Source organism: Streptomyces sp. NPDC030862 (assembly GCF_055571835.1).
On the sequence record NZ_JBVIEN010000002.1, the window covers coordinates 710,803 to 726,573 of the forward strand.

Below are 15,771 nucleotides of genomic sequence, written 5' to 3' on the forward strand. Positions count from 1 at the left end.
ACACGCCGTCTGCTCAAGTTCACAGACCTTCAACCCTTGACTTAGAAACTTGAAGGCATAGTCTCTGCAACGTTGCTTTTACCTTCAAGTGGTGGGCGGCGTCATGTTGTGCGCCACTGGAAGGGCTCGCCCCCCATGCTCGGCGACGCTGCCGGGCCCAGGAGTTCACGTGACCAGCACCGCCCAGCCACCCGCCGCGCAGCCACCCGCGTCGGGCGCCCGCGAGGCCCACCCCGACCACCTCGGCCATGTCATCTTCATCACGGCCGCCGCCGCGATGGGCGGCTTCCTCTTCGGCTACGACAGCTCCGTCATCAACGGCGCCGTCGAGGCGATCCGCCACCGGTACGAGATCGGCTCCGGCACCCTCGCTCAGGTCATCGCGATCGCCCTGATCGGCTGCGCCATCGGCGCCGCCACCGCGGGCCGGATCGCCGACCGCATCGGACGCATCCGCTGCATGCAGATCGCCGCGGTGCTCTTCACCGTCAGCGCCATCGGCTCCGCACTGCCCTTCGCGCTGTGGGACCTCGCCATGTGGCGCGTGATCGGCGGCTTCGCCATCGGCATGGCCTCGGTCATCGGCCCCGCCTACATCGCGGAGGTCGCGCCGGCCGCGTACCGGGGACGGCTCGGCTCCTTCCAGCAGGCCGCCATCGTCATCGGCATCGCCGTCTCTCAGCTCGTCAACTGGGCCATCCTCAACATGGCCGACGGCGACCAGCGCGGCGAGATCGCCGGCATCGAGGCCTGGCAGTGGATGCTCGGCGTCATGGTCATCCCGGCCGTGCTGTACGGCCTGCTCTCCTTCGCGATCCCCGAGTCGCCGCGCTTCCTGATCTCCGTCGGCCGCCACGACCGCGCCAAGGAGGTCCTCGCCGAGGTCGAGGGCAAGGGCGTCGACCTGGACGCCCGCGTCGCCGAGATCGAGACGGCCATGCGCCGCGAGCACAAGTCGAGCTTCCGGGACCTGCTCGGCAGCCGCTTCGGCTTCCTGCCCATCGTCTGGGTCGGCATCGGCCTCTCCGTCTTCCAGCAGCTCGTCGGCATCAACGTCGCCTTCTACTACTCGTCCACGCTGTGGCAGTCGGTCGGCGTCAACCCGGAGAGCTCGTTCTTCTACTCCTTCACCACGTCGATCATCAACATCATCGGCACCGTGATCGCGATGGTCCTGGTCGACCGCGTGGGCCGCAAGCCGCTCGCCCTCGTCGGCTCCGCCGGCATGGCGATCGCCCTCGCCTTCGAGGCCTGGGCCTTCTCCGCGGACCTGGTCGGCGGCAAGCTCCCGGAGACCCAGGGCATCGTCGCCCTGATCGCCGCCCACCTCTTCGTGCTCTTCTTCGCCCTGTCGTGGGGCGTGGTCGTCTGGGTCTTCCTCGGCGAGATGTTCCCCAACCGCATCCGCGCCGCGGCCCTCGGCGTCGCCGCCTCGGCGCAGTGGATCGCCAACTGGGCCATCACCGCGAGCTTCCCGTCCCTGGCGGACTGGAACCTCTCCGGCACGTACGTCATCTACACGATCTTCGCCGTGCTCTCCATCCCCTTCGTACTCCGGTACGTCAAGGAGACCAAGGGCAAGGCGTTGGAGGAGATGGGCTAAACCCCGCTGCCCCTCTCCTCACCCACGAGACTGCCCCGGCCCGCCCTGCGAAGGGTGAGCCGGGGCAGTACGCGTGGGGCGCTGCCGGAGTGGGGTGAGGTGATCGCTCGCAGCCGTGCGGCTACACCTCCCCGCCCGTCAATGTGCCGATCACGTCCACACCGCCCATCTCGTGCAAGGCGCTCGGCAGTCCCAGGGTGCCGCATTGGTTGCCTGGACTGCCGGCGGGCAAGGCGACACCGAGGCCGGTGATGATGCCGCTGTGCTGCGTTGTGGCGCCACCGGCACGAGGGCCACCGATGTTGGCGCAGGCGTTGTCGAAGGCCGCGTTGCCGAAGCCGATGACGGAGGTAGCGCTTGCGGGTGCGGCGATGCCGAGGGCACTGCCGGCGGCGGTGAGCAGCGCCAGCGCGCCAGTGACGTGGACACGGTTCATACACCGCCAACGCGTACCAGTACGGGCAGGACACGGGAGTCACCCCGCCCCACGCCTTGACTCGGGGGCATGGAGATGCCCCTTCGCCGGAAACACATCCGGCGAAGGGGCACAGGCGAAACAGCACTCGGCGCGGCGCCAGGGCTCAGGCCGAGACCGCGGCCCGCTCGGGCTCGTCCGGCGCCTCGACGGGAGCCGCCGCGGCCGCGCGCGGCAGCACGGCGTACAGCACCGCCGCCACCACGATCGTCACCAGCCAGCCCAACCCGTTGCGGCCGATCCAGGAGTCCGCGAGCGGCCCGGCGAACCAGTCGACCTTCGTGAAGGCCAGGCCCACCAGCAGCGCCACCGCCCACGCCGCCATGGCCTGCGGGGCGAAGCCGCCCCGGTACCAGTAGGCGCTGGTGCGCGTGGTGTCCATCAGGGCCTCGCCGTCGTACGAACGGCGGCGCAGCATGTCGACGCCGAAGACGCCGATCCACGCCGAGAACGCCACCGCCAGCAGCGTCAGGAAGGAGATGAACGAGCCGATGAAGCTGGTCGCCACCACCATCAGCAGGAAGCCGAAGACCAGCGAGATGACGGCGTTCACGCTGACCGCCCAGGCGCGCGGGACGTTGATGCCGAGCGTCTGGGCCGTGAAACCGGCCGAGTACATCGACATCGAGTTGATCAGCAGCATGCCGATGAGGGCGATGATCAGGTACGGCACCGAGATCCAGGCCGGCAGCAGCTCGCCGATGAACGACACCGGGTCCTGTGCGGACGCCAGGTCCGGCGTGGACACCGCCATCACCGCGCCCATCAGCACCATCGGCAGCACCACGATCCCGGCGCCGCCGACGGTGGAGCCGACCACGGCCCGGTTCGACGCCGTACGCGGCAGGTAGCGGGTGAAGTCCGGACCGGAGGGCACCCAGCTGATGCCGCCCGCCGCGATGGTGCCGATGCCCGCGATCAGCATCGCCGTCGACCCGGCCGGCTTGTCGAAGACCGCGCCCCAGTCGGTGTTGGCGACGAGGTAGACCAGCACCAGCACGGAGAAGGCGCCGAAGAGGTACGTGGACCAGGTGCTGCACACCCGCAGCGCGTTGATGCCGAGCCCCGACACCACGAACGTGGCGGCGACGAAGAACAGCAGCGTGACGACGATCAGCGGCGTGCTGCTCTTCACACCGAACAGCAGGTCCAGCACGGTCAGCACGGCGTACGCGCCGGTGACCGCGTTGATCGTCTCCCAGCCCCAGCGGGCCACCCAGATGAGCGAGCCGGGGAAGAGGTTGCCGCGCTGGCCGAAGACCGCCCGCGACAGCGCCATGCCGGGCGACCCGCCGCGCTTGCCCGCGATCGAGATGAGGCCGACGATCCCGTACGACAGGAGGGGCGCGGCGAGCGCGACGACCAGGACCTGCCAGATGTTCAGGCCGTTGAAGACGATCAGGCCGGCGCCCATGGTGAGCAGCAGCACACTGATGTTCGCGGCGACCCAGGTGGGGAACAGCTCCCGGACGTGTCCGGTGCGTTCCCCGTCGGGGACGGGTTCGAGGCCGCGGGTCTCTATCGCGCCTTCGGATTCGGAGGCGTGGGGCATGGATCAGCTCCGTGCGAGAGGTGGGGGATTCACGACATCGTACATTCACCCCAAAAGCTCCAGATAGGGGCCTACGGCCCTGGGGGATACTGGTCGCGTTATGGAAATCCTCATCCTTGCTGTAGTCATCGCTCTGGTCGCGGTCGGCGCGATCAGCGGCCTCGTGGTCAGCAGCCGCAAGAAGAAGCAGCTGCCTCCGCCCCAGGCGCCGTCGTCCACGCCGACCATCACCGCTCCGCCCGCCGAGCCGCACGTCGGCGAGGAGGCGGAGACACCGCGGGAGGAACCGCGCCGCACCATCGAGGAGGTGGACCTCCCCACGGCCGAAGAGGCGCTCGAAGCGCCGGCGGCCGTCGAGGACCCGCTCGTCGCGGCGCCGCCCGCGCCCGAGATCGAGGTCCCGGAGCCCACCGCGGGCCGGCTGGTCCGGCTGCGCGCCCGGCTGGCCCGTTCGCAGACCTCCCTCGGCAAGGGGCTGCTCACCCTGCTGTCCCGGGAGCACCTCGACGAGGACACCTGGGAGGAGATCGAGGACACCCTCCTCACCGCGGACGTCGGCGTCGCGCCCACCCAGGAGCTGGTGGAGCGGCTGCGCGAGCGCGTCAAGGTGCTCGGTACGCGGACGCCGGCCGAGCTGCGCACGCTGCTGCGCGAGGAGCTGCTCACCCTGGTCGGCACGGACTTCGACCGCTCCCTGAAGACGGAGAGCGACCTCGACACCCCGGCCGTCGTGATGGTCGTCGGCGTGAACGGCACCGGCAAGACCACGACCACCGGCAAGCTCGCGCGTGTGCTGGTCGCGGACGGCCGCTCGGTCGTCCTGGGCGCGGCGGACACCTTCCGCGCGGCCGCCACCGACCAGCTCCAGACCTGGGGTGACCGGGTCGGCGCCCGTACGATCCGCGGCCCCGAGAACGGCGACCCGGCGTCGGTCGCGTTCGACGCGGTCAAGGAGGGCATCGCGGAGGGCGCCGACGTCGTCCTGATCGACACGGCGGGCCGGCTGCACACCAAGACGGGCCTGATGGACGAGCTCGGCAAGGTCAAGCGCGTCGTCGAGAAGCACGGCCCGGTGGACGAGGTCCTGCTGGTCCTCGACGCCACCACCGGCCAGAACGGCCTGGTGCAGGCGCGCGTCTTCCGCGAGGTCGTCGACATCACCGGCATCGTCCTGACGAAGCTGGACGGCACGGCCAAGGGCGGCATCGTCGTCGCGGTCCAGCGCGAGCTGGGCGTCCCGGTGAAGCTCATCGGCCTCGGCGAGGGCCCGGACGACCTGGCCCCCTTCGAGCCGGAGGCGTTCGTCGACGCGCTCATCGGCGACTGACCCCAGCGCGGGGTCCGGGGCTCGGGGTTCATCCCCCGGGCCCCCCCTTTTTTGGCGTCAGCCCGCCGAGCGGTGGCAGATGTACGCCAGCGTCCCCAGCAGCAGCCGCGCCTGCGGCGGCGCCCCCGCGTCGAGCGCCGGCGGCCGCAGCCACCGGGCGGGACCCAGTCCCGCGTGGTCGGACGGCGGGGCCGTGATGTACGCGCCGGGGCCCAGGCACTGCAGGTCGAGGTCCGCGTCGTCCCAGCCCATCCGGTACAGCAGCTCGGGCAGCTCCGCCGCCGCGCCGGGCGCCACGAAGAACTGCGCGCGCCCCGTCGGGGTGGCGCACACCGGCCCCAGCGGCAGGCCCATCCGCTCCAGGCGGACCAGCGCCCGACGGCCCGCCGGCTCGGCGACCTCCAGTACGTCGAACGTCCGCCCCACGGGCAGCATCAGCGCGGCGCCGGGGAACCGGGACCACGCCTCGGTGACGGTGTCGAGCGTCGCGCCCGCCGGCACCTCGGGCGCGAAGTCGAGGGGGTGCGCCCCCGGGGCCGTACAGGCCGGGTCGCCGCAGGAGCAGCGGCCGGAGGCGGCGCGGGCGCCCGGGACCACGTCCCAGCCCCACAGGCCGGTGTACTCCGCCACCACGGTGCACTCCGCGGTGCGCATGCCGCGACGCCGGATGTCGCGGATGCGGGTGCGGGTCCGGGTCGAGCCGATCGTGAAGCCCATGCCCCCTCCAACGGGTGAACTCGCCGGTGGTTACGACCCGGAGTCTTCTCGTGACGCTGCGTCGCCGCCATGCCCCTACGGGTGGCGCGCGGAGGCATCGAGGGTCGTGCGAGCCGTCACGCGCGCCGTGCGGTGCGACGATCCGCCGGCTCCTGGTCGTCGTGCGTCAAGTGAATCGCGCCTGGAGCGTGGCGAGTTCATTCGAAGGGGTGGCGAATGGTGGCGTTTATGGAAACGACCTCGCCTGATCGGTGATCGTAGGATTACTTTCGGTACATGAAACCGGGGTGGTGGCCGTTCCTCTTGGGTATGCCGGGGGCAAGCCGGTTCCGCGTTTCGTACGCGGACGGTCGCGATCGACGGCATTCTGACAACGGTTCGCGCGACAAGCGACGACAGCGGATGGGGGCGTTCCAGTGGGCGGCAGCGGCGCAGACGGTACGAATGCCGGCAAGCGCCCGAACGAGCAACTGAGCTCGTGGTTCGTGCGCAGCGGCTGGTCCAAGGGCGAGCTCGCGCGCCAAGTGAACCGCCGGGCGCGCCAGATGGGCGCACACCACATCAGCACGGACACCTCGCGCGTACGGCGCTGGCTCGACGGCGAGCAGCCGCGCGAGCCCATTCCGCGCATCCTCTCCGAGCTGTTCTCCGAGCGGTTCGGCACGGTCGTCGCCGTCGAGGACCTCGGCCTGCGCACCGCCCACCAGTCACCCTCGGTGTCCGGCGTCGACCTGCCCTGGGCGGGACCCCAGACCGTCGCCCTGCTCAGCGACTTCTCCCGCAGCGACCTCATGCTCGCCCGCCGCGGCTTCCTCGGCACGTCCCTCGCCCTGGCCGCCGGCCCCGCCCTCATCGAGCCCATGCAGCGCTGGCTCGTCCCGACCCCCGCCGGTGACACCGGCGGCCGCACCGAGCAGTCCGGCGGAGCGCGCCGCCCCACCCGGCTGTCCACACCGGAACTGGACCTGCTGGAGTCCACCACCGCCATGTTCCGCCAGTGGGACGCCCAGTGCGGCGGCGGACTGCGCCGCAAGGCGGTCGTCGGCCAGCTCCACGAGGTCACCGACCTCCTGCAGGAGCCGCACCCCGCCGCCACCGCCCGCCGCCTCTTCACCTGCGCCGCCGAACTGGCCGAGCTCGCCGGGTGGATGAGCTACGACGTCGGCCTCCAGCCCACCGCCCAGAAGTACTTCGTGCTCGCGCTGCACGCCGCCAAGGAAGCCGGCGACAAGCCCCTCGGCTCGTACATCCTCTCCTCCATGAGCCGCCAGATGATCCACCTCGGGCGGCCCGACGACGCGCTGGAACTCATCCACCTCGCCCAGTACGGCAGCCGCGACTGCGCCACCCCGCGCACCCAGGCCATGCTGTATGCGATGGAGGCCCGCGCGTACGCCAACATGGGCCAGCCCAGCAAGTGCAAGCGCGCGGTACGGATGGCCGAGGACACCTTCGCCGACGCGGGCCTCGACGGCGAGCCCGAGCCCGACTGGATCCGCTTCTTCTCCGAAGCCGAGCTCAACGGCGAGAACGCCCACTCCTACCGCGACCTCGCCTATGTGGCCGGCCGCAGCCCCACGTACGCCTCCCTCGCCGAGCCCGTGATGCAGCGCGCCGTCGAGCTGTTCCGCAAGGACGACGAGCACCAGCGGTCGTACGCGCTCAACCTCATCGGCATGGCCACCGTGCACCTGCTCAAGCGCGAGCCCGAGCAGTCCACCGCCCTCGCCGAGCAGGCCCTGCACGTCGCCAAGCGGGTCCGGTCGGAGCGGGTCAACACCCGGCTGCGCAAGACCGTCGACACCGCGGCCCGCGACTTCGGCGACGTACCGGAAGTCGCCCGGCTCACCGAGAAGCTCACCGCCCAGCTCCCCGAGACCGCCGAAGCGGTCTGACCGCGCGAGCCATCCAGACCCCGGCCGCGACCGTCACCCCTGTACAGCCCGACTCGGCTCCCTCACGCCAGGTCAACAGGGTGACCGTCGCGGCCGGTCCCGCGCCGTGCCGGGCCCCGTACCCCGCCGTGCCCGCACGGTACCCGCGTTACATTCCCGTGACCCCGCGCTTCACCGCCGCGTAACACGCAGGGGCTCTTCGTCACTGCGGCGAAACATCGTGCGGCATCGACCGAAACCGCGCTGCGCCAACCTCGGTGCTCATAACCGGCCACCCCTCATAGCCGTGTAGCCACCACCGGCACCGCCCCGCACAGGCCGACCGAGACGAGGAGACGCCGATGCCCCCAGGCATCACGACCCTTGCCGCAGACGCACCCACGCTGTCTGCCGCGAACACCGGGTTCATGCTCATCTGTTCCGCCCTGGTGATGCTGATGACACCGGCCCTCGCCTTCTTCTACGGAGGCATGGTCCGGGTGAAGTCCACCCTCAACATGCTGATGATGAGCTTCATCAGCCTCGGGATCGTCACGATCCTGTGGGTGCTGTACGGCTTCAGCATCGCCTTCGGCACCGACTCCGGCTCCCTCATCGGGTGGTCGTCCGACTACGTCGGCCTCAGCGGCATCGGCATCACCGAGCTCTGGGACGGCTACACCATCCCGGTGTACGTCTTCGCCGCCTTCCAGCTGATGTTCGCGATCATCACCCCCGCGCTGATCAGCGGCGCCCTCGCCGACCGCGTGAAGTTCACCGCCTGGGCGCTGTTCATCGCCCTCTGGGTCACCGTCGTCTACTTCCCCGTCGCCCACTGGGTCTGGGGCGCCGGCGGCTGGCTCTTCGAGATGGGCGTCATCGACTTCGCGGGCGGCACCGCCGTCCACATCAACGCCGGCGCCGCCGCCCTCGGCGTGATCCTCGTCATCGGCAAGCGCGTCGGCTTCAAGAAGGACCCGATGCGCCCGCACAGCCTCCCGCTGGTCATGCTCGGCGCCGGGCTGCTGTGGTTCGGCTGGTTCGGCTTCAACGCCGGCTCCTGGCTCGGCAACGACGACGGCGTCGGCGCCGTGATGTTCCTCAACACCCAGGTCGCCACCGCCGCCGCCATGTGCGCCTGGCTCGCGTACGAGAAGATCCGCCACGGCGCCTTCACGACCCTCGGCGCCGCCTCCGGCGCGGTCGCCGGACTCGTCGCCATCACCCCGGCGGGCGGCTCCTGCTCCCCGCTCGGCGCGATCGCCATCGGCGCCATCGCCGGTCTGCTCTGCGCCATGGCCGTCGGCCTGAAGTACACGTTCGGCTACGACGACTCCCTCGACGTCATCGGCGTCCACCTCGTCGGCGGCGTGGCCGGCTCGCTGCTCGTCGGCTTCTTCGCCACCGGCGGCGTCCAGTCCGACGCCAAGGGCCTCTTCTACGGCGGCGGCCTGGAGCAGCTCGGTAAGCAGGCCGTCGGCGTCTTCGCCGTCCTCGCCTACTCCCTGATCGTCTCCGCGCTGCTCGCCTTCGTCATCGACAAGGTGATGGGCATGCGGGTCAGCGAGGATGACGAGGTCTCCGGCATCGACCGCGTCGAGCACGCCGAGACGGCGTACGACTTCAGCGGCGCCGGCGGCGGAACCGGCTCGCGCAAGCCCGCCCCGGCCACGGAGACCCTTCCCGTAGTGGAGAACAAGAAGGTGGACGCATGAAGCTGATCACGGCGGTCGTCAAGCCGCACCGGCTCGACGAGATCAAGGAGGCCCTCCAGGCCTTCGGGGTCCAGGGACTGACGGTGACCGAGGCCAGCGGCTACGGCCGCCAGCGCGGCCACACCGAGGTCTACCGGGGCGCCGAGTACACCGTCGACCTCGTCCCCAAGATCCGCGTCGAGGTCCTCGTCGAGGACGACGACGCCGAACAGCTCATCGACGTCATCGTCAAGGCCGCCCGCACCGGCAAGATCGGCGACGGAAAGGTGTGGAGCGTCCCCGTCGACACCGCCGTCCGGGTCCGCACCGGCGAGCGCGGCCCCGACGCCCTGTAGAACACGCCTTCCAAGGAGCCCCTGGGTGACGAGCACCGACGATGTGAAAGCCGACGACTCGGGACCCAGCGGCTACGCGGCGGCCCGGCTGCACCTCCTCACACGGGAGGCGCGGTCCGGGCCGCCGCGCCGCACCGCCCTCTCCCGCCTCACCGACGACTGGCTCACCGGCCTGTTCGCCCCGGCGGCCCCCGCGCGCGGCGTGGCGCTCGTCGCCGTCGGCGGGTACGGGCGCGGCGAGCTGTCCCCGCGCAGCGACCTCGACCTGCTCCTCCTCCACGACGGCACCGCCGACCCCGCCGCCATCGCCGCGCTCGCCGACCGGATCTGGTACCCCGTCTGGGACCTCGGCCTCGCCCTCGACCACTCCGTACGCAGCCTCGCCGAGGCCCGCAAGACCGCCGCCGAGGACCTCAAGGTCCAGCTCGGCCTCCTCGACGCCCGCCACCTCGCCGGCGACCTCGGCCTCGTCACCGCCCTGCGCACCGCCGTCCTCGCCGACTGGCGCAACCAGGCCCCCAAACGCCTCCCCGAACTCGACGCGCTCTGCCGCGAGCGCGCCGAACGCCAGGGCGAGCTCCAGTTCCTCCTCGAACCCGACCTCAAGGAAGCCCGCGGCGGCCTGCGCGACGCCACCGCCCTGCGCGCCGTCGCCGCCTCCTGGCTCGCCGACGCCCCCCGCGAAGGGCTCGCCGAAGCCCGCCGCACCCTCCTCGACACCCGCGACGCCCTCCACCTCGTCACCGGACGGGCCACCGACCGGCTCGCCCTCCAGGAGCAGACCCAGGTCGCCGCCGCCCTCGGCCTGCCCGACGCCGACGCCCTGCTCCGCAGCGTCTACGAAGCCGCCCGCACCCTCTCGTACGCGGGCGACGTCACCTGGCGCGAGGTCAACCGCGTCCTGCGCGCCCGGGCCGTACGCCCCCGGCTGCGCGCCCTCCTCGGACGGCAGCCCGCCGTGCGCTCCCCGCTCGCCGAGGGCGTCGTCGAGATGGACGGCGAAGCCGTCCTCGCCCGCACCGCCCGCCCCGAACGCGACCCCGCCCTGCCCCTGCGCGCCGCCGCCGCGGCCGCCCAGGCGGATCTGCCCCTCTCCCCGTACGCCGTACGCCGCCTGGCCGCCGCCACCAAGCCGCTGCCGGTGCCGTGGCCCGCCGAGGCCCGCGAGGCGCTCGTGACCCTGCTCGGCGCGGGGGAGTCCACCGTGCCCGTATGGGAGGCCCTGGAGGCGGAGGGCGTCATCAGCCGCCTGCTGCCCGAATGGGAGCGGGTCCGCTGCCGCCCGCAGCGCAACCCCGTCCACACCTGGACCGTCGACCGGCACCTCGTCGAGACCGCCGTACGCGCCTCCGCCATGGCCCGCCGCGTCGGGCGCCCCGACCTCCTCCTGGTCGCCGCCCTCCTCCACGACATCGGCAAGGGCCTGCCCGGCGACCACTCGGTCGTGGGCGAGCCCCTCGCCCGCGACATCGCCGCCCGCATCGGCTTCGACCCCCACGACACCGCCGTCGTCGCCACCCTCGTACGCCACCACCTCCTGCTCGTCGAGACCGCCACCCGCCGCGACCTCGACGACCCCGCGACCGTCGACTCCGTCGCCGCGGCCGTCGGCTCCGCGTCCACGCTGGAGCTCCTGCATGCCCTCACCGAGGCCGACGCGCTCGCCACCGGACCGGCCGCCTGGTCCTCCTGGCGGGCCTCCCTCGTCGCGGACCTGGTCAAGCGGGTCGCCGGCGCCCTCGCGGGGGAGGCACCCCCGGCCCCGGAACCCGCCGCGCCGGGCGCCGAGGAGGAACGCCTCGCCGTGGAGGCCCTGCGCACCGGGGAACCCGTCCTCACGCTGCACGCCGACAGCCCGGCCGACGGCGACGCACCCGAACCCGTCGGCGTCGAGCTGCTCATCGCCCTCCCCGACCGGCCAGGCGTGCTGCCCGCCGTGGCCGGCGTCCTCGCCCTGCACCGCCTCACCGTCCGCTCCGCCGACCTCCGCGCGATCGACCTGCCGACGGAGGTCGGCGGCGGCGGGGCGGTCCTCGTCCTGAACTGGCGCGTCGCCGCCGAGTACGGCTCCCTGCCGCAGGCCACCCGGCTGCGCGCGGACCTCGTCCGCGTCCTGGACGGCTCCCTCGACATCCGCTCCCGCCTCGCCGAACGCGAGGCCGCCTACCCCCGCCGCCACGGCGCCACGGCCCCGCCGGCCCGCGTCACGGTCGCCCCGGCCGGCTCCGCGCTGGCCACGGTCATCGAGGTCCGCGCCCACGACGCCCCGGGCCTGCTGCACCGCATCGGGCGGGCGCTGGAGTCGGCGGCGGTACGGGTGCGCAGCGCGCACGTCTCGACGCTGGGGGCGAATGCGGTGGACGCCTTCTACGTCACGGACGCCGCCGGCGCCCCGCTTCCTGCGGAGGAGGCGGCGGAGGTGGCCCGCACCGTGCAATCGGCGCTGCGCGCCTAGCCCCCGTACCGTCGCCGACAGTGGCTCCGCAACGGGGCTGCTACGGATCGGCTCGGGCCCGATACCCTTGGGTTCGACCGTCCGCCCGACTCCGAGACCCGAGGATCCGCGACCACCGTGTTCGATACCCTCTCCGACCGCCTTGCCGCGACATTCAAAAACCTCCGGGGCAAGGGCCGCCTGTCCGAGGCGGACATCGACGCCACCGCCCGCGAGATCCGGATCGCGCTGCTGGAAGCCGACGTGGCGCTGCCCGTCGTCCGTGCCTTCATCAAGCAGATCAAGGAGCGGGCCCTCGGCGCGGAGGTCTCGCAGGCGCTGAACCCGGCGCAGCAGGTCATCAAGATCGTCAACGAGGAGCTCATCGGCATCCTCGGTGGCGAGACCCGCCGTCTGCGGTTCGCCAAGAACCCGCCCACCGTGATCATGCTCGCGGGTCTCCAGGGTGCCGGTAAGACCACCCTCGCCGGAAAGCTCGGCCTCTGGCTCAAGGGCCAGGGCCACTCGCCGCTGCTCGTCGCGTGTGACCTCCAGCGGCCGAACGCCGTCAACCAGCTCGCCGTCGTCGCCGAGCGCGCGGGCGTCGCCGTGTACGCGCCCGAGCCGGGCAACGGCGTCGGTGACCCGGTGCAGGTCGCCAAGGACTCGATCGACTACGCGAAGACCAAGCTCCACGACATCGTCATCGTCGACACCGCGGGCCGCCTCGGTATCGACCAGGAGCTGATGCAGCAGGCCGCGGACATCCGCGACGCGGTCTCGCCCGACGAAGTCCTCTTCGTCGTCGACGCCATGATCGGTCAGGACGCGGTCAACACCGCCGAGGCCTTCCGCGACGGCGTCGGCTTCGACGGCGTCGTGCTGTCCAAGCTCGACGGCGACGCCCGCGGTGGTGCCGCCCTGTCGATCGCGCACGTCACCGGCCGCCAGATCATGTTCGCCTCCAACGGCGAGAAGCTGGACGACTTCGACGCGTTCCACCCGGACCGCATGGCGTCCCGCATCCTCGGCATGGGTGACGTCCTCTCGCTGATCGAGAAGGCCGAGCAGACCTTCAGCCAGGAAGAGGCCGCCAAGATGGCCTCCAAGCTGGCGAGCAGCAAGGGCAAGGACTTCACCCTCGACGACTTCCTGGCCCAGATGGAGCAGGTCCGGAAGATGGGCTCCATCTCCAAGCTGCTCGGCATGCTGCCGGGCATGGCGCAGATGCGGGACCAGATCAACAACATCGACGAGCGGGACGTCGACCGCACGGCCGCGATCATCAAGTCGATGACGCCCGGCGAGCGCCAGGACCCGACGATCATCAACGGCTCGCGCCGCGCCCGTATCGCCAAGGGCTCCGGTGTCGACGTCAGCGCGGTGAAGAACCTGGTGGAGCGGTTCTTCGAGGCCCGCAAGATGATGTCCCGCATGGCGCAGGGCGGCGGGATGCCGGGCATGCCGGGGATCCCCGGCATGGGCGGCGGCCCCGGCCGTCAGAAGAAGCAGCAGAAGCAGGCCAAGGGCAAGCGCAAGAGCGGCAACCCGATGAAGCGGAAGGCCGAGGAGGCGGCCGAGGCCGCCCGCCGCGAGCAGGCGGCCCAGCAGGGCGGCGCCTTCGGCCTGCCGCCCGGCCAGCCGGGCAAGGACTTCGAGCTCCCGGACGAGTTCAAGAAGTTCATGGGCTGATCACGGTCTGACGGCCGCGTACGACGGCTGAGCGGAAGGGGCGTCCACCAGGTGGTGGGCGCCCCTTCGGTCTCTTCGCCGTACGCCCGCCACGGCCCGCTCCGTCCGTAATGCCGCATGCGCGGTGGTCTCGCATGATGGCAGCGTGGCCAATTCCGTACCCCCACGCGACCGCACCGACCAGCCCTGGCGCTCCGAGGGCGCGCCTCCGCCACCGCCGCCGCGCCGGAAGATGCCCGGCGGGTGGATCGCGCTCATCCTCGCCGCGGTGGCCGTGTTCGTCCTCACCAACCTCGCCCTGTCGTACTTCGGCGACGGCGACGGGAAGACCATCTCGTACACCGAGTTCAGCCGGCAGGTCACCGACGGCAAGGTCACCAAGATCTACTCCAAGGGTGACGCCATCGAGGGCGAGCTGGAGAACGGCCAGCGGTTCACCACCCAGCGGCCGGCCTTCGCCGACGACGACCTCTGGTCCGCACTGACCAAGCAGAAGGTCACGGTGACCGCCGAGCCGGTGGTCGAGAGGCCCAGCTTCGTCGCCAACCTGCTGCTCTCCCTCGCGCCGATCCTCCTCCTGGTCCTGCTGTGGGTGTTCATCTCGCGGCGGATGAGCGCGGGGCTGGGCGGCGCCGGGGGCATGCTCGGCCGCAAGGCGCCGCCGAAGCCGGTCGAGGTCACGGCCGGGCAGCGCACGACCTTCGCCGACGTCGCCGGCATCGACGAGGTCGAGGGCGAGCTCAACGACGTGGTCGACTTCCTGAAGAACCCGGACGCGTACTGGCGCATGGGCGCCAAGATGCCGCGCGGTGTGCTGCTCGCGGGCCCGCCGGGCACCGGCAAGACGCTCCTCGCGCGGGCGGTGGCCGGTGAGGCGGGGGTGCCGTTCTTCTCGGCGTCGGCCTCCGAGTTCATCGAGATGATCGTCGGCGTCGGCGCCTCGCGGGTACGGGAGCTGTTCAACGAGGCCCGCAAGGTCGCCCCCGCGATCATCTTCATCGACGAGATCGACACCATCGGGCGCGTACGCGGCGGCTCCGCCGCCATGGGCGGGCACGACGAGCGCGAGCAGACGCTGAACCAGATCCTCACCGAGATGGACGGCTTCTCCGGCTCCGAGGGCGTCATCGTCATCGCGGCCACCAACCGCGCCGACGTCCTCGACCCGGCCCTGACCCGGCCCGGCCGCTTCGACCGGATCGTCCACGTCAGCCCGCCCGACCGGGGCGGCCGCGAGGCGATCCTCCGGATCCACACCCGCGACATCCCGCTCGCCGAGGACGTCGACCTGGCCCGCGTCGCCCGTACGACCCCGGGCATGACCGGCGCCGAGCTGGCCAACCTCGCCAACGAGGCCGCCCTGATCGCGGTCAAGCGCCGCCGCCCGCGCGTCACCCAGACGGACCTCTCCGAGGCCCTGGAGAAGGTCCAGCTCGGTGCCGAGCGCGCGCTGGTCATGCCGCTGGAGGAGCGCCGCCGCACCGCGTACCACGAGAGCGGCCACGCGCTCCTCGGCATGCTCCAGCCCGGCGCGGACCCGGTCCGCAAGGTCACCATCGTGCCGCGCGGGCGCGCCCTCGGCGTGACCCTGTCGACGCCGGACGCCGACAAGTACGCGTACACGGAGGACTACCTGCGCGGCCGGATCATCGGCGCACTAGGCGGGATGGCGGCCGAACACGTCGTCTTCGGGGTCGTCACGACCGGCTCGGAGAGCGACCTGGAGCAGGTCACCAACATCGCCCGCGGGATGGCGGGCCGCTGGGGCATGAGCGATCGGGTCGGCAGGCTCAGCGCGATCCCGGGCGACGCGCAGCAGGCGTACGGACTCTCCGCCGCGCCCGCGACCCTGGACGCGGTGGCCCACGAGATGCGCCGCATCGTCGACGAGTGCTACGAACGCGCCTGCCAACTCCTCCAGGAGCACCGCCCCAAGCTGGACGCGCTGGCGGCGGCGCTCCTGGAGAACGAGACGCTGGAGGAGGCCGAGGCGTACCGTGCGGCCGGCATCCCCCGCCTCGCCAAGGCGCACACGGGGGAGGACTGA

At 71.8% G+C, this 15,771-nt stretch carries 11 protein-coding genes; 8 read left to right on the plus strand and 3 right to left on the minus strand.

Going from position 1 to position 15,771, the window contains the following annotated elements:
* The first annotated feature begins 169 nt into the window (after positions 1-169).
* Positions 170-1,603, plus strand: coding sequence for a sugar porter family MFS transporter (locus tag ACZ42X_RS07485; RefSeq protein ID WP_468285269.1), 1,434 nt, complete (start codon positions 170-172; stop codon positions 1,601-1,603).
* Between the two features lie 121 nt (positions 1,604-1,724).
* Here the strand turns inward: ACZ42X_RS07485 and ACZ42X_RS07490 are convergent, their stop codons facing one another.
* Together ACZ42X_RS07490 and ACZ42X_RS07495 are read right to left on the minus strand one after the other, a co-directional pair.
* The gene (locus ACZ42X_RS07490; protein WP_468285272.1) at positions 1,725-2,039 is read right to left on the minus strand and encodes a hypothetical protein; all 315 of its coding nucleotides are present in this window, start codon (positions 2,037-2,039) and stop codon (positions 1,725-1,727) included.
* A gap of 145 nt (positions 2,040-2,184) precedes the next feature.
* Positions 2,185-3,630, minus strand: a complete 1,446-nt coding sequence (locus ACZ42X_RS07495; RefSeq protein ID WP_468285275.1) for a cytosine permease — start codon at positions 3,628-3,630, stop codon at positions 2,185-2,187.
* 100 nt (positions 3,631-3,730) lie between these two features.
* Here ACZ42X_RS07495 and ftsY point away from each other — a divergent pair, with 100 nt between their 5' ends.
* Entirely contained in the window at positions 3,731-4,957 is a 1,227-nt protein-coding gene (gene ftsY / locus ACZ42X_RS07500) for a signal recognition particle-docking protein FtsY (RefSeq protein WP_468285278.1), read from the plus strand.
* A gap of 57 nt (positions 4,958-5,014) precedes the next feature.
* Here ftsY and ACZ42X_RS07505 read toward each other — a convergent pair whose 3' ends face one another.
* Positions 5,015-5,674, minus strand: a complete 660-nt coding sequence (locus ACZ42X_RS07505) for a bifunctional DNA primase/polymerase (protein ID WP_468285280.1) — start codon at positions 5,672-5,674, stop codon at positions 5,015-5,017.
* A gap of 416 nt (positions 5,675-6,090) precedes the next feature.
* On the opposite strand from ACZ42X_RS07505, the gene nsdA reads away from it, so the two are divergent.
* The 6 genes from nsdA (at position 6,091) to ftsH (ending at position 15,771) form a co-directional block, all read left to right on the plus strand.
* A complete protein-coding gene (gene nsdA, locus ACZ42X_RS07510) occupies positions 6,091-7,569 on the plus strand; it encodes a transcriptional repressor NsdA (RefSeq protein WP_468285283.1) in 1,479 nt (492 codons plus the stop codon).
* 341 nt (positions 7,570-7,910) lie between these two features.
* A complete protein-coding gene (locus ACZ42X_RS07515) occupies positions 7,911-9,263 on the plus strand; it encodes an ammonium transporter (RefSeq protein ID WP_468285286.1) in 1,353 nt (450 codons plus the stop codon).
* Positions 9,260-9,598 (plus strand): P-II family nitrogen regulator, encoded by a 339-nt coding sequence (locus ACZ42X_RS07520; protein WP_468285289.1) that lies wholly within the window; start codon positions 9,260-9,262, stop codon positions 9,596-9,598. The genes ACZ42X_RS07515 and ACZ42X_RS07520 overlap by 4 nt, the downstream gene beginning before the upstream one ends.
* A 25-nt stretch (positions 9,599-9,623) precedes the next feature.
* Positions 9,624-12,053 (plus strand): [protein-PII] uridylyltransferase, encoded by a 2,430-nt coding sequence (locus tag ACZ42X_RS07525; protein ID WP_468285292.1) that lies wholly within the window; start codon positions 9,624-9,626, stop codon positions 12,051-12,053.
* A gap of 117 nt (positions 12,054-12,170) precedes the next feature.
* Complete coding sequence (gene ffh, locus ACZ42X_RS07530; protein ID WP_468285295.1) at positions 12,171-13,724, plus strand: signal recognition particle protein; 1,554 nt, start codon at positions 12,171-12,173, stop codon at positions 13,722-13,724.
* A gap of 145 nt (positions 13,725-13,869) precedes the next feature.
* On the plus strand, positions 13,870-15,771 hold the full coding sequence (gene ftsH / locus ACZ42X_RS07535) for an ATP-dependent zinc metalloprotease FtsH (RefSeq protein ID WP_468285298.1): 1,902 nt from the start codon (positions 13,870-13,872) through the stop codon (positions 15,769-15,771).